Raw genomic sequence first — 20,547 nt, 5'->3', positions numbered from 1 at the left:
ATTTATAGGGAAATATGCTGCATTGCTACAGGATAAGAATGTCGACTTTGATAAATTTCATACGTTACTGGCAAGTACATCACCAAAGGATTTGGCTGAAAGGAATAGCCAGACTGTTGCCATGCTGGACACCAACCTGCGCCGCCAGTCTCGTAGCGGATTGTCATTCATGACGTCGCTGCATATCGTGGTCTGGCTCAATGAATGTCTTGTCACGTTAATTATCGTGATTGCCGGCTGAATACATCTTTCAGCCCCTGGGAAAGCAATGCGCGTGATAAACCGCTACCGTCCACAGGAATCAACGTCCTGCGATGAATTTTCCATTGGCCCGCAATGCGTTTTAACTCCCAGCGATTCACGACAACACGGTGTATGCGATAGCCAGGAGAGCTGCCGTGATTGGCCAGCATACGTGATTCGCCTTTATCATCCAGATAAATTAACTGTAAATAAGAGGTCACTACCGCGCTGTCTCCGCGCAGATCAATCAGGGGTAATCCGGTAAAATGCGCTAATCCGCTAGCCAGTGCTTCCTCATGCTCAGGCCGCAAAATAAAGGCGGCTATCGCCTCTGCACCCTCCGCGCCATCAAGATGAGGGCCGCGATTGAATTCACTCTTTTCCAGATAAACCGATAATGTATATTCCGCCATTGCAGTATCTGCGCTGGGGGGATGTGACGCAATCAATTCATAAATAGCCAGTTTGTCTTCGATAATTTGTAATCTCTGCGCTAATTCAAGGTTTTCCTGCAGCATAAAGTGCTCCTGATATTATTTATTAATTATGATTTGAGTGATTATAACGAGATACTTACAGGCGTGAAGTTCCTGTATCTTAATGGTGTGTTAAGTGGCAATTAATAAAGGACATCAATAATGATTAACAGCGCGGAGTATCTGGCTTTACGGGCTTTTGTCGTGGTTGCTCAGCAACTGAATTTCAGAGCCGCTGCGGAAATATTAGGGGTATCTGCGTCAGCCGTCAGTCAGCAAATCACCGCGCTGGAAGCACAACTCGGGCAACGTTTGCTGAACCGGACCACCCGGGCGGTATATCTTACCGATGATGGCAAGTCCCTGTTTCTTCAGACTGCACCCATTATGACTAATCTGCATGAGACCCTGCAGCAGGCACACGCCAGAAGCCAGGATATTAAGGGGCTGATTCGCGTTCATGCTTTTCGATCGGGGGCTGAAATGTTTCTTGATCACAATATTGCCGGGTTTCTTACTGATTATCCCAACGTGCAGCTGGATATCACAACCAGCGATGCGCCGGTCGATCTGAGCCGCGGCGGCTATGATTTATCACTGCGCTTAGGCGAGGTGCTGGAACCGGGATTTGTTGCTATTCCATTAGGCAAGCCGCTCCATCAGATTGTGGTCGCTGCGCCAGCATATCTGGCAAAGCATGGTGCGGTTGAAGTCCCGGAAGATCTGCTCAATCACAATTGCATCGGCTGGCGCTGGCCGGGAAGTAGCAGGGTAGAGCCCTGGCAGTTTTTAAATGAGGGGAAAATTTTTGATATTCCCGTGCATGGAAATCTGGTGGTAGACGATCGCGAAAGGCAGCGGCAGGCCGCTATTGCTGGCGCAGGGATTGCTCAGTTAACGGCGGAACGGGTCAGTGCATCGCTGGCCGCCGGCAAGCTTTGTCGCCTTCTGCAACCCTGGGAGATGGAATTCCCGGGTTATTCACTTTGCTGGATAGCAGGTAAAGCCATGTCACCTGCCATGCGCGCGTTCATACAATGGCTGCGCATAAAATAACCCTGCCCGGAGTGTGCCAGCGCACTCTGTTCACTTCGATTAATCACCACGTTTTTGGCTCATCTTCGCCCGGCTCAATCCTCTTATAAACGTTTACCAGCGGCTTCACGCTGAAACGTTTCATATCTCATTTCCGTACTCAGGCCATTGAAGAGTGGTCAACGGATGTATACAACAGAACTTGTATACAAGTGCATTTTTTATCCATGACACCAACATCGGGAAAGACCATGCAAAGTACAGATACTGAAATTGAAAAGCGGGTGATCCGTAAACTGTCGTGGCGACTGATTCCGCTCCTGATTGGCTGCTACGTGATTGCGGTGATCGATCGCGCCAATATCGGCGTGGCCGCCCTCACCATGAATGCCGATCTCGGCATCAGCGCCGCCAGTTTTGGCCTCGCCGCCGGTCTGTTTTTCCTGCCTTACGCCATCCTTGAACTGCCCTCCAATCTGCTGATGGAAAGGGTAGGCGCGCGCTGGTGGATCGCCCGCATTATGGTGACCTGGGGCATCATCTCCGGTGCGCATATGTTTGTGTGGAGTGAAAATAGCCTCTATGTGATGCGCGCGCTGCTGGGTGCCGCTGAAGCCGGTTTCTTCCCCGGCATCGTGTTTTATCTCACCCTGTGGTTTCCGGTGGCGTGGCGCGGACGCATTATCGCCTCGTTTATGACCGGCATTCCGATTGCGCTGATTATCGGCACACCGGTTTCCAGCCTGTTGTTAGAGCTGCACGGATGGCTGGGGCTACGCGGCTGGCAGCTGATGTTTCTGCTTGAGGCTATTCCGGCGATTGTGCTGGGATTGATCGTCCCCTTTGCTTTGCCCGATCGGCCGGAAGATGCCCGCTTCCTCAGCGCAGATGAGCAGCACTGGCTGGTGACAACGCTGGCTGCTGAGCGGCAAAAACTGCCGTCGCGCGGCCACGGCGGTCTGCTGAAAGCGCTGTTCAGCCCGCTGGTGTTGTTGTTCAGCCTCACCTATTACGGACTGGCGAACCTCAACGGTGCGGTGAGCACCTTCCTGCCGCTGATCATCAGCGAAACCGGCTTAAGTCATGTTCAGACCGGGTTCATCACCATCATCCCTTACGTATTTGGTCTGGCCGGCATGCTGGTGCTGGGACGCATAGCCGATCGCCCCGGGTCGCGACTGCTGGCCAACTATCTGGCGCTGATCTTCTCCTTTGTCGGGCTGTTATGCGTCGCGTGGTTCGATAACTCGCTGGTGAAAATGATGTTTTTGTGCTGTTCGGCATTTGGCTTTTTCGGCGCGATGCCGGTGTTTTGGGGATTGCCCGCGCAGTTTATCCCGGCGTCCGTGGTGGCGGGTGGCCTCGCCCTGATCAATGCGCTGGGCAGTATTGCCAGTGTGGTGAATCCGTGGGTCATCGGCGTGATACGCGACCGCAGCGGCAGTTATAACGGCGGATTTTACTGGCTGGCGGCGATGGCGATGCTCTCGATCATTACCCTGAGCATCATCTTCCGTCGTCAGCGTTTACCGGCTTACCAGGCCAGCAATGAACAACGTGAGGGGCAGTAGTATGAAGATTATTGATGTCCGGTTACTTCAGGTGAAAGGCGTGATGCCGGGAGAGGGCGATTTCTGGGAGGAGCGTCTCGCGCGTCCCACCGATGTCTATGCGCAGTTTCGTACCGTGAATAATCATGACGGTGGCGTTCAGCTGGAAGACGGTTTTGCCATTACCACTGTGTTTCTTGAGATCGTTTCGGATGAGGGCGTGGACGGGCTGGCAGGGCCGGTGCCGCATGCCGTTGCATCAATCATTCACGGCCAGTTGCGGCCGTTGTTGCTGGGGCAGGATCCGCGCGACACCGAGCGTTTATGGGATCAGATGTACCGGGTGCAGATTCATGGGCGTCAGGGCGATGGCATGCTGGCGATCAGCGCGGTGGATTGTGCCTTGTGGGATTTGCGTGCCAAATGGATGCAGCAACCGGTGTTTCGCCTGCTGGGCGGTTCGTTACGGGAAGAAATTCCGGCGTACGCATCGATGCTGGGCTTTGCGGTGCAGGATATGGCGCGGGTGCACGAGCGGGCGCTGGAGTATAAGGCGCTGGGATATCGCGGACAAAAATGGTTTTTCCGCCACGGCCCGATGAGCGGCAGGGAAGGGCTGAAGAAAAACATCGAACTGGCAAAAACGCTGCGCGAAGCCGTGGGGGATGATTACGATCTGATGTTTGATTGCTGGCAGTCGATGGATGTGACGTATCTGCTTGAACTGGCGAAGGGCATTGAGCCGTATCGCCCGCGCTGGCTGGAAGAGTGCGTGATGGCCGACAGAATCAGCAGTATGCAACGACTCAAAGATAAACTGTCCATCCCGATGGCGGGAGGCGAACATGAGTACACGCGCTGGGGCTTCAAACGCTTCTTTGAATCCGGGGCGCTGGATGTGATTCAGCCTGATATTTACTGGTGCGGTGGGCTTTCAGAAACGCTAAAAATTGCCGCTATCGCCACCCTGTACGATCTGCAGGTGATCCCGCACGGTCATTCCAGCATCGCAACGGCCCATTTCAGCACCACGCAATCGCCAATCCACACGCCTTATCAGGAGTATCTGGTGAAATGGAACGATATTCATCAGTACTTCCTGCGCGATCCGCTGGTGCCGCAGAACGGGTTAATCCCGGTACCGCAGGGACCCGGCATGGGCATGGCACTTAATCCAGCGCATATCCAGCAGCAGACATACTTGTTCACCTCATAACCCAACGTTCCCTCAAACAGGCCCGTTATTGTTTGGGGGATCTGTCTCTTGTATACTACAAAACACAGTGCCCATCGTCATTCTGACCCCCTAAATGCTCGCTGTTTAAAGGACGCTCGCCACGCTATGCCCGCCGATAAACTCATCATTGACTGGTCATCGAAAAACATCCTCCGCCCGCAGTCATTGAGCAGCATTCTGGCCGATCATATTCGTGACCTGATCGTGAACTGCCAGATTGCACCCGGTGCATTAATTTCCGAGAACGATATTGCCACCCAGCTTAACGTGAGCCGGACGCCGGTAAGAGCGGCGCTGCAAAAGCTGGAGATGGAGCGTCTGGTGCAGATTATCCCGCAGCGCGGCACTTTTGTGTTTTCGTTCAATGAGCGGGAGATGCGCGAAACCTGTGAGATGCGGCAGATTCTGGAATCAGGCGCATTAAAGCTGGCGCTGCAACACGATCGTCAGGCGCTGATCGCGCGCCTGAACGAACAGCTGACGCGTGGACGCGATGCATTACAAAACGCGCCGGAGACCTACCGCGAAACCGATGCGGCGTTTCATATGGCACTGGTTGAAGCCAGCCAGAATAGTGAGCTGGTCGGTTTTTACAAAACCAGCATCAACCGCATTCGTGCCTTTCTCAATCACCTGACGCGCACGCCGGATGAGTTTCAGGGTTCGCAAAACGATCATGAGGCGATTGTGGCGCGGTTAACTAATTACGAGGATGAACAGGCGCTGGAACTTCTGCACTGGCATCTTGGCGGCATTATGCGCATGTTCCAGCGGTCGGTGGCGGACACCGACTCAGCCAGTTAACCGGCATCACTTCGCAGTCAGAACATCGCTGAAAAGCGGTCACGCCTCAAGCGCTGCAACCACCGCCAGACCCGCCAGCTCCGCGCTGGCCAGCAGTTGCTCAACGCTGTGGCCCTGACGCGCTCTGGCAGAAAGTCCGGACATCACGGTACTGACAAAATCGGTCAGGCGCGGTGCGTCCTGTGGGTAGCGGGCCGCGATATAGCGCCGGATGGTATCCTCAGCGGCGCGATGAAACACCCTGGCCGCCTCACGCGCGTGCTGATCCTGACAGCGAATCCCTTCCAGCACCAGACAACCCGCACACACCTCATCCCGGGCATAATGCAGCGCCGCCGCTTTCAGTAATGCATCCAGGGCTTCGGCCACCGGGCGGTCGTCGCGCAGTATCTCAGCCAGAGGAATCGAGCCGGTAGCGGCGTAGCGATCGAGAACGCGGGCATACAATCCGGCCTTATTACCGAAGGCGCTGTAAAAGCTCGGCGGATTGATGCCCAGCGCGTCAGTGACATCGGCGACGCTGACGGCGTCATAACCTTTGGCATGAAATAACCCCTGCGCGACCGCTACGGCGTGTTCGGGGTCAAAGTTACGGGGACGACCAGGTGATTTCATATTTTATAGTGCTCGCTACAAAATCGCATTGACATTAATTCGGGCTCATTTTGTAATGCATACTAAGAAATCACACGTGGAGATGCAAATGAGCGTATTTAAAGATAAGCAGGTTCTGGTTCTGGGCGGCAGTCGCGGTATTGGTGCGGCTATTGTGCGTCGCTTTGCTGATGAGGGTGCCAGCGTGACCTTCACCTTCTCCGGTTCGCCCGAGGCCGCCGAAAAACTGGCGCACGAAACCGGTTCGGCTGCCGTTCATACCGACAGCTCAGAGCGCGATGCGGTGATTGCCACCGTGCGCGACAGTGGACCGTTGGATGTGCTGGTGGTTAATGCTGGCATCGCCCTGTTTGGCGATGCGCTGGAACAGGATCCGGACGCGGTCGATCGCCTGTTCCGCATTAACATTCACGCGCCGTATCATGCTGCGGTTGAAGCCGCCCGACAGATGCCAGCCGGCGGCCGCATCATCATCATCGGTTCGGTCAATGGCGACCGCATGCCGATTCCCGGTATGGCGTCTTATGCGCTAAGTAAATCCGCTTTACAGGGGCTGGCGCGCGGCCTGGCGCGGGATTTCGGCCCGCGCGGCATCACTATCAACGTGGTGCAACCGGGCCCGATTGATACCGATGCCAATCCGGAAAATGGTCCGATGAAAGATCTGATGCACAGCTTCATGGCCATTAAACGCCATGGCCGTTCTGAAGAGGTGGCTGGCATGGTGGCGTGGCTGGCAGGACCCGAAGCCGGTTTCGTCACCGGCGCCATGCACACCATTGATGGGGCGTTTGGCGCATAACGTCAGTGTCTGAACAGGGCGCTGACCACCGCGCTGAATACCGAACCGGTGGCAAAAGCGTGTTCGGTCATGTGCTCTTCATGGCGAATATCAGCCAGCCGCCGCAGCGCCGCCTGTGCGCTGGCTGCATTAATTTCTTCATCCATCTTGCTGTAACCGTCCGCCATCAGCAACCGGGCACGTTCCACATCCGATCGTTCCAGCGTGGCGATAACCTGTTGTTTGCGGTAAAAAACGTAACCTGTCATAAGTGCGTCCTGTTGCCGTCATCGTGATTATGCCGGGAAGGCGATGGTTTAAATCAGCTCAACATCGCATCCTATTTATCGCGCAACACATTGCGCCGCGATCAAAACCTGGCCGTTGTATAAACAATTCGCAGCATAGCTGTTTCTCCCCGCGCGTCAGGCAACCTATTTTATCAGCCCGGCCCTTCGCTGCCCGCTGCCAGCAGCGGCACCACGACATCGCTAATCGGCGTAGCAATAGCATGCTGACGGCCATAGCGCTGTACCACACCATTGCGGGTATCCCACTCCAGCGGGCGGTTGGCCTGGCGATCGGCGAGGATCGAGGTGCTCAGATCGGGCGGCGCGCGATGAAAGCCATCAATAATTTCCTGCGGCACGCTGTCGTCGAGCACCGCGCCGGCCGCGCGTGCCACCGTCAGGCACTCCTGTAAATAGGCTAATCCCAGCTGCGTGATATCGCCGCGGCTAAACATGCCGGCGCGACGGTTGGCCAGCACCATCAAACCGGCGACGGCATTTTGTAACAGCTTGCGCCAGGCGATGGAGAGAAAATCCGCGGCCAGTGCCACCTCACAGCGCGTATCGCGTAGCGCATCCACTACGCGCGCGGCCTGCGGCACATCCGGCAAGGTCAGGCGAGGCTGAGCGCGCAGCCAGACTGACGCATCCGGCTCGCGCTGCGCCGGAAACCACACCACCGAAGGTAATACCGTGGCGCCGTTGACGTAAGGCGCCAGCTGGCTCTGCTGCTCGACGCCATTTTGCAGCGCGCACACCACGGTTTTTTCATCACACAGGGTGGCCAGCCACGCGGCGCTGTCCGCGACCTGGGTGGTTTTAACCGCCACGAACAGCAAATCGCAGCGTTGTGTCACGTGCGAGACATCATGCAATACCGGACCAGGCACGCTGATTTCGCCCGCATCGTGGCGCAGCGTTAACTGGGCATGGGCCGTGCGGCCGCACAGCAGCGGGGTGCGCCCGGCTTCATGCAGTACCGCCGCGACGGTGGTACCAATTGCACCGGGGCCCAGCAGGGCGATTTTACAACGTTCAGACATACTGCCATCTCCTCATCGCTTAACCGATCATCAGCGTGCCGAGTGCAATCACCACGCACGCCAGCATTTTTCTTACCGTTAATGCTTCACCGAGAAACAGCGCGCCCAGCACGGCGGCAAACAGAACGCTGGTTTCACGCAGCGCCGACACCGCGCCCATCGGCGCTGCCGTCATGGCGTAAATGATGATGCCGTAGGCCAGCAGCGAAACCAGGCCACCCGCCGCGGCGCTCAGCACGCCCGGTCGCCACTGCAGCAGGCTTTTGCTGTCGCGCAGCGCGATGTAGACCGCCGGCATTAATATGCCCCACAAGCTGCACATCCACGCGGTATACGCAAACGCATTGCCGGCAACGCGCACGCCCATGCCGTCCACCACGCTGTACGCGGCGATAAAGGCACCGGTCGCCAGCGTGTAGCGCAGGCCCGGCAGCGCCAGTTTGCCGCCGCGCAGCGCCAGCGACACAATGCCAGCGGACACCAGCACAATGCCGCACAGCGTAGTAAAGGCGATGTGCTCGCCGGCAAACAGCGCGGCGGCGCAGGTCACCAGCAGCGGCGACGATCCGCGCGCAATCGGATAGGTCTGGCCGAGATCGCCGCTCTGGTAGCTGCGCACCAGGCACAGGTTATAGCCGACGTGCAGCAGCGCCGAAAGCAGCGCATATTTCCAGCTGGCGCGCGCCGGCAGCGGCAGAAACAGCGTACTGAGCGCACACACCAGCGCGATCGCCACGCACATAATGGTCATTGACCACAGGCGATCGGATCCGCCGCGCAGTAAAGTGTTCCAACTGGCGTGCAGCAGCGCGGCGCACAGCGTTAAGACAATAATGTAATCAGGCATAGGCTGATGCTATGCAGCCGCAAAAGGATTGGAAAGCGAAGATTTATCATTGCGCTATGAGTAAATACTCATACTTCACTGATAATCCTGCTGCGCCTGACGTGATTCGGCGAGCAGCCAGCGTCGAAAATCAACGATGTGCGGCTGGCTTTCAATACCCTGCGGACAGACGAAATAGTAGGCGGCGGGCGAGGAAAACGCGACGTTGAACAGCCGCACCAGGCTGCCGTCGCGCAGCTCTTTTTCAACGTGACCGCTGCGCGCCAGCGCCACGCCTTGCCCCAGCAGCGCGGCTTCCAGCGTCATATTGGTGTCGGCAAAACGTACGCTCTCCTGTAAGGCATCCAGCGTCAGGCCGACCTGTTTAAACCAGATCTCCCACTTTGGCACCAGATCGGCGCCATCACGCATCAGCAGCGGGTAGCGCAGCAGTTCTGCCGGTTCCTGCGGCGTGCCGAAGCGCTGCAGCAGCGCCGGGCTGGCGACCGGAAACAGCTGTTCACGAAACATAAATTCGCTGTGCAGCGCCGGATAATTGCCATGGCCAAAGCGGATCGCCACGTCAGAATCCTGGCGCGAGAAGGTAATCGCATCATCGGTGCTTTCCAGCGTTACCAGAATTTCCGGGTGCTGGCGCGTCAGGTCCGGCAGGCGCGGCAACAGCCACTTCAGCGCAAATGAATAAGTGGTATTTACGCGCAGCCGCACGCGGCCTTTCTGCTCGCGCAAGTCGGCTAAGGTGGTTTCCAGATTACTGAAAAACTCGCGCACAATCGGTGCCAGCGCCGCACCGGCCGGCGTCAGACTCAGCGTTTTGCCGCGCTGAAACAGCTGTACGCCCCAGATCTCTTCCAGGTTTTTGAGCTGATGGCTGACGGCGCTTTGGGTGATAAACAGCTCTTCCGCGGCGGCGGTAAAGGTCGGATGGCGCGTTGCCACTTCAAACGCGCGCAGCATGGCGGTAGGCGGTAACTCTCTCATCGGTGCAGCCTTGTTTTATGAGCGTTCACTCATGATAGCGGAATCGTCTGTTCGCTCACGAAACTTATTCACCCACCCTCCAGTTTAGCCTCACAGCCTGTCACTTTGCTGACAGTGGCCGACACATTCATCACTGAATCGGCGGCCAGCTGAATGGTTGGTTATTTACCGCGTGGCGGTTTTAATTCGCAGCCGGATAGTGTTCCCGCTGCGCTCGCGTCCTGACACTGATTAACTATGTTTATCACTCAATAAAAGAATGGGGTGATGAAATGCGAAACCGTGTATTTAGCGCGCTGGCGTTATTGTTATTATCCGGCTGTGGCGCGAATAACAGTGCCTCGCCGGTTACGGCACCTGGTGCGCCGGAGGCGGGGAAAACCGCGCTGCTGGAGAGCGGGGCGGCGGCGTTGCAGTCGCGGCCGCCGATTGAGGCGATCAATACGTATCTGGATGGTTTTCATTATTACTGCGGAAATCAGCAGGGACAGATGGAGGCCCATCACTACGTCACCATTCTTAATGACGATGTGATGCAGGCGGTTATTTATGACGGTAACAAAAAAGACGCCAAATTAATGGGCGTGGAATATATCATCAGCGAACGTTTATTTAAGCAGCTGCCGGCGCAGGAAAAGCAGTACTGGCACAGCCATCGCTATGAAGTGAAATCCGGTACGCTGATTGCCCCTGGCCTGCCGCCGGCCGCGGAGCACGCGCTGATGAGCAAAATTGTCAACACCTACGGAAAAACCTGGCACACCTGGCATACCGACCGCGATAAAACGCTGCCGCTGGGCGCGCCGACGCTGATGATGGGCTTTACCGCCGACGGCCAGCTCAATCCGGCGCTGCTGGCTGACCGCGACAAGCGCTTTGACGTCGATACTGCGACAATCCGCACTGACCGCGCTGATATCGCCGCCCATCCGGTGGCGGCGGGTGCCGATCATTGCCGGCGCGTGCATCCGTAACCGGTGCTTCCGCTCTACTCGTGATACATCTGGCTGCGGCCGCCGTCGATCAGGATATCGGTGGCATTGATAAAGCGCGCCTCGTCGCTGGCGAGAAACAGCGCGGTGTAGGCCACTTCATCCGGCTCGCCGATGCGTTTACACGGCAGCAGCGCCGCCTGACGCGCGCGCTCGGCCTGCGGATCCGGACAGCTCGCCAGCCAGGCTTCAGCGGCTGGCGTCATGATCAAACCGGGCGAAATACTGTTTACGCGGATGCCCTGCGCGGCGTACTCCACGCCCAGCGAACGAGTCAGGCCGATCAGCCCGTGTTTAGCCACCGGATAAGGGAACGCGCCGGGAATGATTTTGTGCCCGTGCACCGAGGCAACGTTAACGATGTTGCCGTACTGACGGGCCAGCATCGCCGGCAGGACGCTGCGTATCAGGTTGTAAGGTCCTTTCAGATTGGTGTCCATGCAGCGCTGCCAGTCATCCTCGTCCAGCTTCAGCGGATCGCGAAAAACGTTTACGCCAGCGCAGTTGATCAGGATATCAATATCCCCCAGCGCCTGCTGTGCCTGCTGTACCGCGCGGCTAACCTGCTGAGGCTGCGTGACATCGGCTGCGCAGGCCAGACAGCGCTGGCCGGACTGCTGCTGTAGCTGCGCCGCCAGCGCTTCGCTGCTGTGTGCGTCGCGATCAAACAGCGCCAGGCGGGCGCCTTCGCGCGCAAACAGGGTGGCGATGGCGCTGCCGATGCCGCTGCCGGCACCGGTAATGATGGCGGTTTTATTGGCTAAACGTGGGGACATAGTCGCTTCCTTATGAGGATGTCGGGAGAATCAGCCAGTCGGCCAGCTCAAGGGTATTATCACCGCGCTGCAGGCGAATCAGCGGCCAGCTGTCGCTGCGTGTGAGCGGCACCAGCCCGCTGCGGCTGAGCAAAAAAGTATCTTCGCTTTTCACGCCGCTCAGCGTCGGGTTCCACGCCACGGCGGTGTCGGGCTGCACCTCGCCGCGACTCTCCGGGGTAATAATCCAGTCGCGGCAGCCATAGCCGGCCGGACCGCCCTGATGATGATCGCGCCACGCCTCAGCGTGACCGTGGCGTTGATAAGCCTGAGTGATGTCGGCAAAAACCGCTGACCAGCTGCGCTGCGCCTGAGTGGCATACAGCATATCGGCGTGGATCTCCGCCAGCGTCAGAATGCGCTGGCGCAGCGCCGCGTCGGGTTCGCCGAGATGCACCAGGCGCGTCAGGCTGACATGCAAACCGTGCCGTTCAGCACCGAGGGTGATCAGCATCATGCGCTGCAGCGTTTTGCGCGTCGGCACCGGATGTTTAAATGCGGCGATGCGCTCATCGGCGGCCACCAGCGTGCACATCGGGCGAATGCCGCGCGCCAGACAGCCGGCGGCAATCTCGGCTTCGACCTGCCATTCGCTGACGCCCGCGCGCAGCTGGCGCGCCACCGTTTCAACAATCTGCGCTGTCTCCTGTCCCAGCGTGCGAAAGCGCTGCTGTTCCGCTGCGCTCAGCCCCTGGCGCAGCGTGATCATCTGCGGCTGGATATCGCTCAATCCTGCCATGGGCGTATCGCTGCCGATATTGCCCGCCGGCAGCACGCTGCTCAGCGACTGGTACCACGGATAGTGCCGGGTCGCACAGCTGAACGGCAGCGGCTCTTCGGCCAGAATGCGCGGTAGCTCATTGTCCGGTGCCAGCAGCAGCACGCTGTCGCGGCCGATAAGCAGGCTGGCAACGCCGGTCTCGGCGCGATCCACCACATAATAGCTGGCCCCGTCGGTCAGCCAGGCGATGTTATCGCGGCGCGTCAGCAATACTGCATCCAGCTGCCAGTGCGCCAGCGCCTGTTGCAGGCGCGCCAGTTTGTCACTCATACACGGCCTCCTTGTGCTCGACAAGTTGTGACTGCAGAACCAGTTGCGCAGCGCGATGCGCCACGGCCATCACCACCGCATTGGTGTTGCCGCTGATAATATTCGGCATCATCGAGGCATCCACCACGCGCAACCGCTGTACGCCGCGCACGCGCAGGTCATCGTGCAGCACCGCCAGCGGATCGTCATCGTGGCCCATGCGACAGGTGCCGACCGGGTGATAGCCGGTCTTTACCATGCGCCGGCAGTGGGCGCCAATCGCGTCATCACTGGTGACTTCTGCACCAGGGAAAATCTCCTGATTGACCATCTCACGGATGGGCGCGGCGGCCAGCACCTGACGTGCAAAGCGAAAGCCGGCGAGGGTGCGGGCTAAATCGTCCGGATGGCCGAAAATCTGCGTATCGATCACCGGCAGGCTACTGGCGTTGTTATCGCGCAGCGTGACTTCACCGGTGGCTTTGGGGCGCAGCAGCAGAGAATTCACCGTGACACCGTCACCGGGATCGGCACCCATTACATCGCGATCGAGATATACCGTTGGCACGCAGAACATCTGAATGGTGGGCGTCGCCGTGAAATCGAGCGGATCGAAAAAGGCGCAGGTTTCCACGCCGGTGGTGGTCACCGGGCCGCTTTTGAACAGCAGATATTGCAGTCCGGCTTTGAGCATCGGCCAGCCGCGATCCTGACCGTAGTAGCCAAACGCACCGCGCGTGCTGGCAACCACCGGTACTTCGTAATGGTCCTGCAGGTTTTTACCCACGCCCGGCAAGGCATGGCGCACGGCTATGCCATGCTGTTTCAGCTGCTCCTGCGGACCGATGCCGGAGAGCATCAGCAGTTTTGGCGTCTGGTAGGCACCGGCGGCCAGAATCACTTCGCGGCTGGCGCGCGCCTGTTGCGGCTGGCCATCCTGACGATAGCGCACGCCGCTGGCGCAGGTGCCGTCAAACAGCACCTCTTCAACCTGTGCACCAGTAACCAGCGTCAGCCGTGCGTCATGGCGCAGCGGGTTGATAAACGCATCGACCACGCTGCAGCGCTGCCGTGTCTGACCGTCAATGGTGTGCTGCATGAAGCCGACGCCAGACGGATTGCCGCTGTTAAAATCCGCCGTGTAGGGAATACCCAGCCCCTGCAGGGTTTTGACATAGGCGCGGCTCAGCGGACTGAAGTGGCCGAGATGCGACACCTTCATCGGGCCGCCGACGCCGTGATTGGGTGCGCCGAGGTGATCATTATCTTCGATGGCGGTAAAGTGCGGCAGCAGCGCCTCCCACGACCAGTCGATGCCCTGATGGCCCAGCGCGCGGTTCCAGTCGGCGTAATCCTGTTTATGGCCGCGCATGTAGACCATGGCGTTGACAGTCGAACCGCCGCCCAGCACTTTGGCCTGCGGCACGATCACGCCGCGTCCGTTGAGCTGCGGCTGCGCTTCGGTTTGATGCATAGTCAGAAACCGGTCGCTGGCGAGAAACTTCATATAGCCGGCGGGCATTTTTAGCACCGGATGGTATTCGTCGCGCCCGGCCTCCAGCAGCAGCACGCGCGCATTTCCTTCGCTGACCAGGCGCGCGGCAACGATACAGCCCGCGCTCCCGCCGCCCACCACAATGTAATCGTACTCTTTCATAACGCTCCGTTTACTCCGATGCGATGGAATCTAACCGGCGCAGGCGCTGCGCCGCCGGGTTGTGCTGCTCGCCCGGATCGAGCGGACTGAGCAGATAACGCCACGAGATAAACGCACTCACCAGATACAGGAAGGCGTAGCCCCAAACCACCCCGAGTGTGCCGAGCAGCGCATTGATTGCGCCGTACAGCGCCGGTCCAAAGAAAGTGGACAAGCCGGCGGCGAAGCAGTAAATCGCCATGGCGTTACCTTTATCCTTCGGCTGGCACAGCGAGGAGAACAGCGCGGCGGCGGGCACGTAGCCGCACAGCGTGATGCCGTACAGGCAGGCGCAGATGACGCTGAGCACAAAGCTGCCGTGACTCCACTGCGGCACAAAGTACATCAGCAGCATCGAGACGCCGGAACCCAGGCCGCCGAACACCGTCAGCACTTTGCGCCAGCCGATGCGGTCGCTCAGCTTGCCAACGATCGGATTAAAGCTCATGCCCACCAGTCCCATGATGGTGATCAGGCTGAGGTATTCGGTCTGGGAAAAGCCAATCTGTTCGGTGAAAAAGCCCGGCAAAAAAATAAAGAAGCCGAAGTAGGGCGTGGTGTTGATGATGCGCACCACTGCCGCGGCAGCGATGCGCGGCTCACGCCACAGAATATCGATGCCGCCCATCAGCGTGCGCAGCGTGCCCTGCTGACGATGTTCGGCATCCAGCAGCGACTGATAACCGCTGCGCTCTTTCAGCGCCAGCAGCATCACCAGCAGACCGATCGCCACCAGACCCAGCGACAGCCAGAAGGTGGCGTATTCGCCCACCAGGCGGATAGAGAAGATCGCTACCAGCGAACCGAGCGTCGGCAGCCCGCCGGTAAATGCCAGCCAGAACCAGCCGGTGGCGGAGCCGCGCATCTCCGCCGGGGCCGCCGACTGAATCCACACCAGAAAGGCGTAGGCAAACATCGGATAAGCCACGCCGCGCAGGCCATAGGTTAGTGCCAGCAGCAGCACGCTGTGCGACGGCAGCGCCACGGCCAGGAACAGCACTTCAAACACAATCCAGATCAGGCCGCCCGCCAGCATCACTTTACGCGGGCCGATCAGCGTTGACAGCGAACCGGCCAGCCATGAGCCCAGCGTGACGGTGACGCCGTAAAAGGCGATTACCCAGGCAGCGATATTCAGGGAGAAGCCGTTTTCGTGCAGATAGGGCGCGAGATAGTTGGACTCGACGCCGTCGCCAATCATAAACAGCAGGACTGCCAGATAGCCCCAGGCCAGCGCGGGCGGAATGCCGAGGCGGATCAGCCACGGATGGGTTGCAGGTGATGTTGTCATTATGTTTTCTCAATAGGGTTGGTGTCAGCACAGCCAGATAAAGCGTTCGCCCGGCATTATCTGAACGTTTTTTATCGGGATAGCGCGAACGGGTTGTTATGAGCAGGGACTCTAAAGCACGGCAGGCGTGCAGGATGGCGCAACCATCACAGAAGTCAGTAAACACTGTTTAGTAAGATGAGCGCGGATGAAGCGAAAGGAGGCCGCGTGAAAACCGTCGGACTGAATAATTTCCAGGTGCGTAAGCACAACAAAGCGCTGTTTATGCAGCTGATGTGGCGTCATAAACGTCTGAGCAAATCGCAGCTGGCGCAGCTCAGCGGCCTGACCATACCGGCAGCCAGCAAGATTTTGCAGGAGCTGCTGGAGCAGGGCCACGTGCAGCACTCCAGCGCCACGCTGAGCACGCGCGGCAACAGCAACGGCAGTTTTCAGCTGCCAGCGCAAGGCGCGTGGACGCTGTGCCTGTGCGTCAAGCCGACCAGCATTGAACTGCAGCTGGCGGATGCGCAGCTGGTGGCGCAGGGCGACTATCAGCAAATCAGCATCAACGCGCAGACGCCAGAGCAGCTGCTGGCAGAGATTGAAACGGTGTGGCGCGCGACCTGTAAACGCTGGCCGAAGCGGCAGATTAATCTGGCGCTGGCGGTGCACGGGCAGGTCGATCCGGTAACCGGCGTCTCGCAGCATATGCCGCAGGCGGCGTGGCGCAGCCCGCTGCAGCTGAAGTTTCTGCTGGAGGAGAAGCTGGCAGTTGACGTCCGCGTCGATAACGACTGCGTGATGCTGGCGCTGGCGGAAAAGTGGCTGAACCGCAATGCGCTGGCCGAATTCTGCGTCATCAATGTCGATTACGGCATCGGCTCATCATTTGTCATCAACGGCGAGATCTTTCGCGGCAACCTGTACGGCAGCGGGCAGATTGGCCACACCATTATTGATCCGCACGGGGAGCGCTGTAACTGCGGACGGCAGGGCTGCCTGGAGACGGTCGCCTCGCTCAGCACGCTGAAGCGGCTGGCGCATCAGCGCGCGCCGCAGGCGGTGCAGCCCACCAGCCGTCAGCTGCTGGCTGCCTGGCAGGCCGGCGAGCCGTGGATCGTCGAGTGGGCGCAGCGCAGCGCGGAAGCCATCGGCATGAGTCTGTACAATTTCCTTAATACGCTGAATATCAATCAAATCTGGCTGTACGGTCGCAGCTGTACTTTTGGTGAGAGCTGGCTGCAGACCATCGTGCACCAGATTGATTTCAATCCTTTTGATCCGCGCGATGCGCTAAAAAGCAAAGCCACCAACGTGCATTTTGGTCAGCTGGATCGCGCCCGTCAGGTCCTCGGCATCGGTTATCTCTATGTCGAGGCCGATCCCGGTACGGCGTAGTTTACTAAACTCCTGTTACTAAAATCTGTGAGGGCCTGAACTTTCACCCTGCGGTATCGGTGGTGAGATAGCCGCACTTTGACCCTGGTGCGGAGAGTGGCCGTGAACAATCATCAACATCTGAATATGCGTTACGTGTGGAGCATCTGTCTGGTGGCAGCCTGCGGCGGTTTGCTGTTTGGCTATGACTGGGTGGTGATTGGCGGGGCCAAACCCTTCTATGAGGCCTGGTTCAACGTCACCGATCCGGCGGCATCCGGCTGGGCGATGAGCTCGGCGCTGGTGGGCTGCGTATTTGGCGCGCTGGTGTCCGGCTGGTCAGCGGACAAGCTGGGGCGGCGGCTGCCGCTGATTGTCGCCGCACTGCTGTTTGTGGTGTCGGCGATCGGCACCGCGCTGGCCAGCAGCTTTACGCTGTTTGTCTGGTGGCGCATTCTCGGCGGCGTCGGCATTGGTATCGCCTCGGCGCTCAGCCCGATGTACATCGCGGAGATCAGCCCGGCAGACAAGCGCGGCAAGTTTGTCGCGGTTAACCAGCTGACAATCGTTATTGGCGTGCTGGCGGCGCAGCTGATCAACCTGATGATTGCCGATCCGGTCGTCGGCGCATCAACCCATGCGGCGCTGCGTGAAACCTGGAACGGTCAGGTTGGCTGGCGCTGGATGTTCGCCTCGGCCGCCGTGCCGTCGCTGGCATTTCTGCTGCTGATGATGTGGGTGCCGGAATCACCGCGCTGGCTGATGCTGGCGGGCCAGCCGCAGCGCGCGCTGGCGATGCTGAACAAAATTGGTTCGCCTGCTTATGCGCAGCAGACGCAGCGCGAGATTGCCCGCGCGCTGGAACAGGATCGCCAGCAAACGCGCGCCCGCGCCGGCTCGCTGCTGGCGCCGCGCACGCTGCCGATTGTCATCACCGGCATCGTGCTGGCGATTTTCCAGCAGTGGTGCGGTATCAACGTGATTTTCAATTATGCGCAGGAGATTTTTGCTTCGGCTGGTTTCGATATCAACGGCACGCTGAAGTCGATCGTGGCCACCGGCCTGATCAATTTGCTGGCAACAGTGCTGGCGCTGCCGCTGGTGGACCGGCTCGGCCGCCGCAAACTGATGCTGATCGGTGCCGGAGGACTGACGCTGTGTTATGCACTGATTGCCGGTGCCTACACGCTGGGCATCACCGGCTGGCCGGTGCTGATTCTGGTACTGGCGGCGATTGCGGTTTACGCGCTGACGCTGGCGCCGGTCACCTGGGTGCTGCTGGCGGAAATTTTCCCTAACCGGATTCGCGGTCTGGCGATGTCGGTCGCCACGCTGGCGCTGTGGATTGCCTGTTTTGTGCTGACTTATACCTTTCCCATCCTCAATGCCGGACTTGGTGCAGCGGGCAGCTTTATGCTGTATGGCGTGATTTGTGCGGCGGGCTTTGTCTTTGTGCTGCGTCGCGTGCCGGAGACCAAAGGCATATCGCTGGAGCTGCTGGAGCAGCAGCTCACCGCAGGCGAGCCGGCTGCGGTGGCAGGTGAGCATTCTCTGCGGTAACCGCAGCCATGCTTCAGGCAGAAAGCCGGTGCGCCAGGCGGCGCACCGGTGCAATACCCGCTTACACCTGCGCCATACCGCCATCGACAAACAGCTCGGCTGCATTAATAAAGCTGGCTGCGTCGGAGGCGAGAAACGCCACCACCTTGCCAATCTCTCCCGGCTCACCCAGACGACCGAGCGGCACCTGTGCGGCCAGCGCATCGAACAGCCCCTGGCGCTGATCCTCCGGCACCAGGCCGCCTAAGCCTGGCGTCTGCACCGGGCCAGGGCTCACCACGTTAATGCGGATGCCGCGATCTTTCACATCCAGCGCCCACGAGCGGGCAAAGTTACGCACCGCCGCTTTACTGGCGCTGTAAACGCTGAAGCCCGGCGTACCCTGAATTGCGGCGGTGGAGCCGGTGAGAATCACCGACGCCTTATCGCTCAGCAGCGGCAGCGCTTTTTGCACGGTGAACAGCACGCCGCGGACGTTGGTGCTGAAGATACGATCAAAATGTTCTTCTGTGATGGCCCCCAGCGGCAGCATGTCGCCGCCACCGGCGTTGGCAAACAGGATATCCAGCCGGCCGGCCTGGCGCGCAATCTGCGCATAGACGGCATCCAGATCGCTTAACTTTGCTGCATCGGCGCGAATGCCGGTGGCGCCGCCGCCGATGCTGGCGACGGCCGCATCCAGCTCAGCCTGACGACGACCGGTGATAAACACGCGTGCGCCCTGTGCCGCCAGTTCCTGAGCGGTGGCGAGGCCAATACCGGAGGTGCCGCCGGTCACTAAAGCAATTTTGTCTTGCAGAATCAGGTTCATAGTATGTACTCCACAGTTGATCAGATTAAGTGGTGACGGCCTGCCGTCGCTGAAGTGCACTGTAGCGCTGCCGCTTTTACGGATAAATGGTGTAAAATCGAAAGGACTATTTCTCTGGGTGGATAATCAGGTAAGGGGCGACAATGGATCAATTGCTGGCAATCCGGGCGTTCGCCCGCGTGGTTGAGGCAGGCAACTTTACCCGGGCGGCCAATTCACTGGATATGCCTAACGCTACCCTGAGTAAGCTGGTGCAGGAGCTGGAAGCGCATCTCGGCGTGCGCCTGTTGCAGCGCACCACGCGCCGGGTCACGGTGACGGCAGAAGGGCGCGATTACTACGAGCGGGCGCTGCGCATCGTGCGCGATCTGGAAGATATCGATTGTGCGTTCAATAGCGTCACGACGAAACCGCACGGTCAGCTGCGTATGGATATCGGCGGCTCAACGGCGCGCGATGTGCTGCTGCCGGCGCTGCCCGATTTCGTCGCCAGGTTTCCCGACATCACCCTGGACCTTGGCGTGTCCGATCGCACCGTGGATCTCATCAGTGATAACGTGGACTGCGTAGTGCGCGGCGGTCCGCTGAGCGATTCGTCACTGGTGGCACGGCATTTAGGCAATGCGCAAATGATCACCTGTGCCACGCCCGGCTATCTGCGGACCTACGGCATTCCGGCGTATCCGCAGGAGCTGAACAATGGCCACCGCATCATCAGCTATCTGTCGCCGCAGAGCGGGCGCGCGTTTCCGCTGCGCTTCCGCCACGGCGAAGAGCGAATCGAGGTAAAGACCGCGCATCGCGTTGGCGTCAATGAGAGCAACGCGCACCTTGCCGCGGCGGTGGCGGGTCTGGGCATCATTCAGACGTTCCGTTACGCTGCGGCCGCGGATTTGCAGGCCGGACGGCTGGTAGAGATCCTCGCCGACTGGCGTCCGTCCGACTATCCGTTCCACGTGGTTTATCCGCAAAGCCGCCATCTCACCCAGCGCCTGCGGGTACTGATCGACTGGCTGCGTGAGGTGTTTCCGCAACGGCTAAATGGATGACAGGGTGTAAACAATCTGTTAACGTTTGGCCTCAACCCCATG

21 protein-coding genes are annotated in these 20,547 nt (G+C 59.0%); 10 read left to right on the top strand and 11 right to left on the bottom strand.

The annotated features are described in order from the left end of the window. The first annotated feature begins 22 nt into the window (after positions 1-22). Positions 23-241: a hypothetical protein gene (locus OXR61_RS20855; RefSeq protein ID WP_127834821.1), complete on the top strand. Its 219-nt coding sequence runs from the start codon at positions 23-25 to the stop codon at positions 239-241. Here OXR61_RS20855 and OXR61_RS20850 read toward each other — a convergent pair. Further along, the gene (locus OXR61_RS20850) at positions 222-761 is read right to left on the bottom strand and encodes a nuclear transport factor 2 family protein (RefSeq protein WP_021509568.1); all 540 of its coding nucleotides are present in this window, start codon (positions 759-761) and stop codon (positions 222-224) included. The genes OXR61_RS20855 and OXR61_RS20850 overlap by 20 nt on opposite strands. A 120-nt stretch (positions 762-881) precedes the next feature. Between OXR61_RS20850 and OXR61_RS20845 the strand changes: the two genes are divergently transcribed. The 4 genes from OXR61_RS20845 (at position 882) to OXR61_RS20830 (ending at position 5,345) form a co-directional block, all read left to right on the top strand. Continuing rightward, a complete protein-coding gene (locus OXR61_RS20845; RefSeq protein ID WP_021509567.1) occupies positions 882-1,775 on the top strand; it encodes a LysR family transcriptional regulator in 894 nt (297 codons plus the stop codon). Between the two features lie 230 nt (positions 1,776-2,005). After that, positions 2,006-3,325, top strand: a complete 1,320-nt coding sequence (locus OXR61_RS20840; protein ID WP_021509566.1) for an MFS transporter — start codon at positions 2,006-2,008, stop codon at positions 3,323-3,325. A gap of 1 nt (position 3,326) precedes the next feature. Continuing rightward, positions 3,327-4,520, top strand: coding sequence for an enolase C-terminal domain-like protein (locus OXR61_RS20835; RefSeq protein ID WP_267412531.1), 1,194 nt, complete (start codon positions 3,327-3,329; stop codon positions 4,518-4,520). A gap of 126 nt (positions 4,521-4,646) precedes the next feature. Continuing rightward, on the top strand, positions 4,647-5,345 hold the full coding sequence (locus tag OXR61_RS20830; RefSeq protein WP_021509564.1) for a GntR family transcriptional regulator: 699 nt from the start codon (positions 4,647-4,649) through the stop codon (positions 5,343-5,345). Positions 5,346-5,384: 39 nt separating this feature from the next. On the opposite strand, the gene OXR61_RS20825 is transcribed toward OXR61_RS20830, so the two are convergent. Beyond that, positions 5,385-5,960: a TetR/AcrR family transcriptional regulator gene (locus OXR61_RS20825; protein ID WP_021509563.1), complete on the bottom strand. Its 576-nt coding sequence runs from the start codon at positions 5,958-5,960 to the stop codon at positions 5,385-5,387. Positions 5,961-6,048: 88 nt separating this feature from the next. Between OXR61_RS20825 and bdcA the strand changes: the two genes are divergently transcribed. Further along, the gene (bdcA, locus tag OXR61_RS20820) at positions 6,049-6,762 is read left to right on the top strand and encodes an SDR family oxidoreductase (RefSeq protein ID WP_021509562.1); all 714 of its coding nucleotides are present in this window, start codon (positions 6,049-6,051) and stop codon (positions 6,760-6,762) included. A gap of 2 nt (positions 6,763-6,764) precedes the next feature. On the opposite strand, the gene OXR61_RS20815 is transcribed toward bdcA, so the two are convergent. The 4 genes from OXR61_RS20815 to gcvA all read right to left on the bottom strand — a co-directional run bounded on the left by OXR61_RS20815 (position 6,765) and on the right by gcvA (position 9,902). After that, positions 6,765-7,010, bottom strand: coding sequence for a hypothetical protein (locus OXR61_RS20815; RefSeq protein ID WP_021509561.1), 246 nt, complete (start codon positions 7,008-7,010; stop codon positions 6,765-6,767). A gap of 173 nt (positions 7,011-7,183) precedes the next feature. Further along, the gene (locus OXR61_RS20810; RefSeq protein ID WP_021509560.1) at positions 7,184-8,074 is read right to left on the bottom strand and encodes an oxidoreductase; all 891 of its coding nucleotides are present in this window, start codon (positions 8,072-8,074) and stop codon (positions 7,184-7,186) included. A 19-nt stretch (positions 8,075-8,093) separates the two neighbouring features. Next, positions 8,094-8,921 carry a DMT family transporter gene (locus tag OXR61_RS20805; protein ID WP_021509559.1) on the bottom strand — a complete coding sequence of 276 codons (828 nt, stop codon included), beginning with the start codon at positions 8,919-8,921 and terminating at the stop codon, positions 8,094-8,096. A gap of 75 nt (positions 8,922-8,996) precedes the next feature. Further along, positions 8,997-9,902, bottom strand: a complete 906-nt coding sequence (gene gcvA, locus OXR61_RS20800) for a transcriptional regulator GcvA (protein WP_031280119.1) — start codon at positions 9,900-9,902, stop codon at positions 8,997-8,999. 272 nt (positions 9,903-10,174) lie between these two features. Between gcvA and OXR61_RS20795 the strand changes: the two genes are divergently transcribed. Then, complete coding sequence (locus OXR61_RS20795) at positions 10,175-10,876, top strand: OBAP family protein (protein ID WP_021509557.1); 702 nt, start codon at positions 10,175-10,177, stop codon at positions 10,874-10,876. A 14-nt stretch (positions 10,877-10,890) separates the two neighbouring features. On the opposite strand, the gene OXR61_RS20790 is transcribed toward OXR61_RS20795, so the two are convergent. Genes OXR61_RS20790 through OXR61_RS20775 form a run of 4 tightly spaced genes read right to left on the bottom strand, consistent with a single transcriptional unit; the run spans position 10,891 to position 15,726 of the window. Continuing rightward, the gene (locus tag OXR61_RS20790; protein WP_021509556.1) at positions 10,891-11,670 is read right to left on the bottom strand and encodes an SDR family oxidoreductase; all 780 of its coding nucleotides are present in this window, start codon (positions 11,668-11,670) and stop codon (positions 10,891-10,893) included. Positions 11,671-11,680: 10 nt separating this feature from the next. Continuing rightward, positions 11,681-12,760, bottom strand: coding sequence for a M24 family metallopeptidase (locus tag OXR61_RS20785; RefSeq protein ID WP_021509555.1), 1,080 nt, complete (start codon positions 12,758-12,760; stop codon positions 11,681-11,683). After that, positions 12,753-14,396, bottom strand: coding sequence for a GMC family oxidoreductase N-terminal domain-containing protein (locus OXR61_RS20780; RefSeq protein ID WP_021509554.1), 1,644 nt, complete (start codon positions 14,394-14,396; stop codon positions 12,753-12,755). The genes OXR61_RS20785 and OXR61_RS20780 overlap by 8 nt, the downstream gene beginning before the upstream one ends. Before the next feature lie 10 nt (positions 14,397-14,406). Then, entirely contained in the window at positions 14,407-15,726 is a 1,320-nt protein-coding gene (locus OXR61_RS20775) for an MFS transporter (protein ID WP_021509553.1), read from the bottom strand. A gap of 207 nt (positions 15,727-15,933) precedes the next feature. Between OXR61_RS20775 and OXR61_RS20770 the strand changes: the two genes are divergently transcribed. Continuing rightward, complete coding sequence (locus tag OXR61_RS20770) at positions 15,934-17,106, top strand: ROK family protein (RefSeq protein ID WP_031280115.1); 1,173 nt, start codon at positions 15,934-15,936, stop codon at positions 17,104-17,106. Between the two features lie 102 nt (positions 17,107-17,208). Beyond that, positions 17,209-18,645 carry a sugar porter family MFS transporter gene (locus tag OXR61_RS20765; RefSeq protein WP_021509551.1) on the top strand — a complete coding sequence of 479 codons (1,437 nt, stop codon included), beginning with the start codon at positions 17,209-17,211 and terminating at the stop codon, positions 18,643-18,645. A 61-nt stretch (positions 18,646-18,706) separates the two neighbouring features. On the opposite strand, the gene OXR61_RS20760 is transcribed toward OXR61_RS20765, so the two are convergent. Beyond that, positions 18,707-19,456, bottom strand: coding sequence for an SDR family oxidoreductase (locus OXR61_RS20760; RefSeq protein ID WP_021509550.1), 750 nt, complete (start codon positions 19,454-19,456; stop codon positions 18,707-18,709). A gap of 143 nt (positions 19,457-19,599) precedes the next feature. Here OXR61_RS20760 and OXR61_RS20755 point away from each other — a divergent pair, with 143 nt between their 5' ends. Continuing rightward, positions 19,600-20,505, top strand: a complete 906-nt coding sequence (locus OXR61_RS20755; RefSeq protein WP_021509549.1) for a LysR family transcriptional regulator — start codon at positions 19,600-19,602, stop codon at positions 20,503-20,505. The last annotated feature ends 42 nt before the right edge of the window (positions 20,506-20,547 follow it).

The sequence above is a fragment of the Pantoea sp. GM_Pan_4 genome (genome assembly GCF_026541005.1).
Classification (GTDB): domain Bacteria; phylum Pseudomonadota; class Gammaproteobacteria; order Enterobacterales; family Enterobacteriaceae; genus Pantoea; species Pantoea dispersa.
The sequence above is the reverse complement of the archived record's forward strand: the minus strand, read 5'-3'. Positions and strand labels throughout refer to the sequence as shown.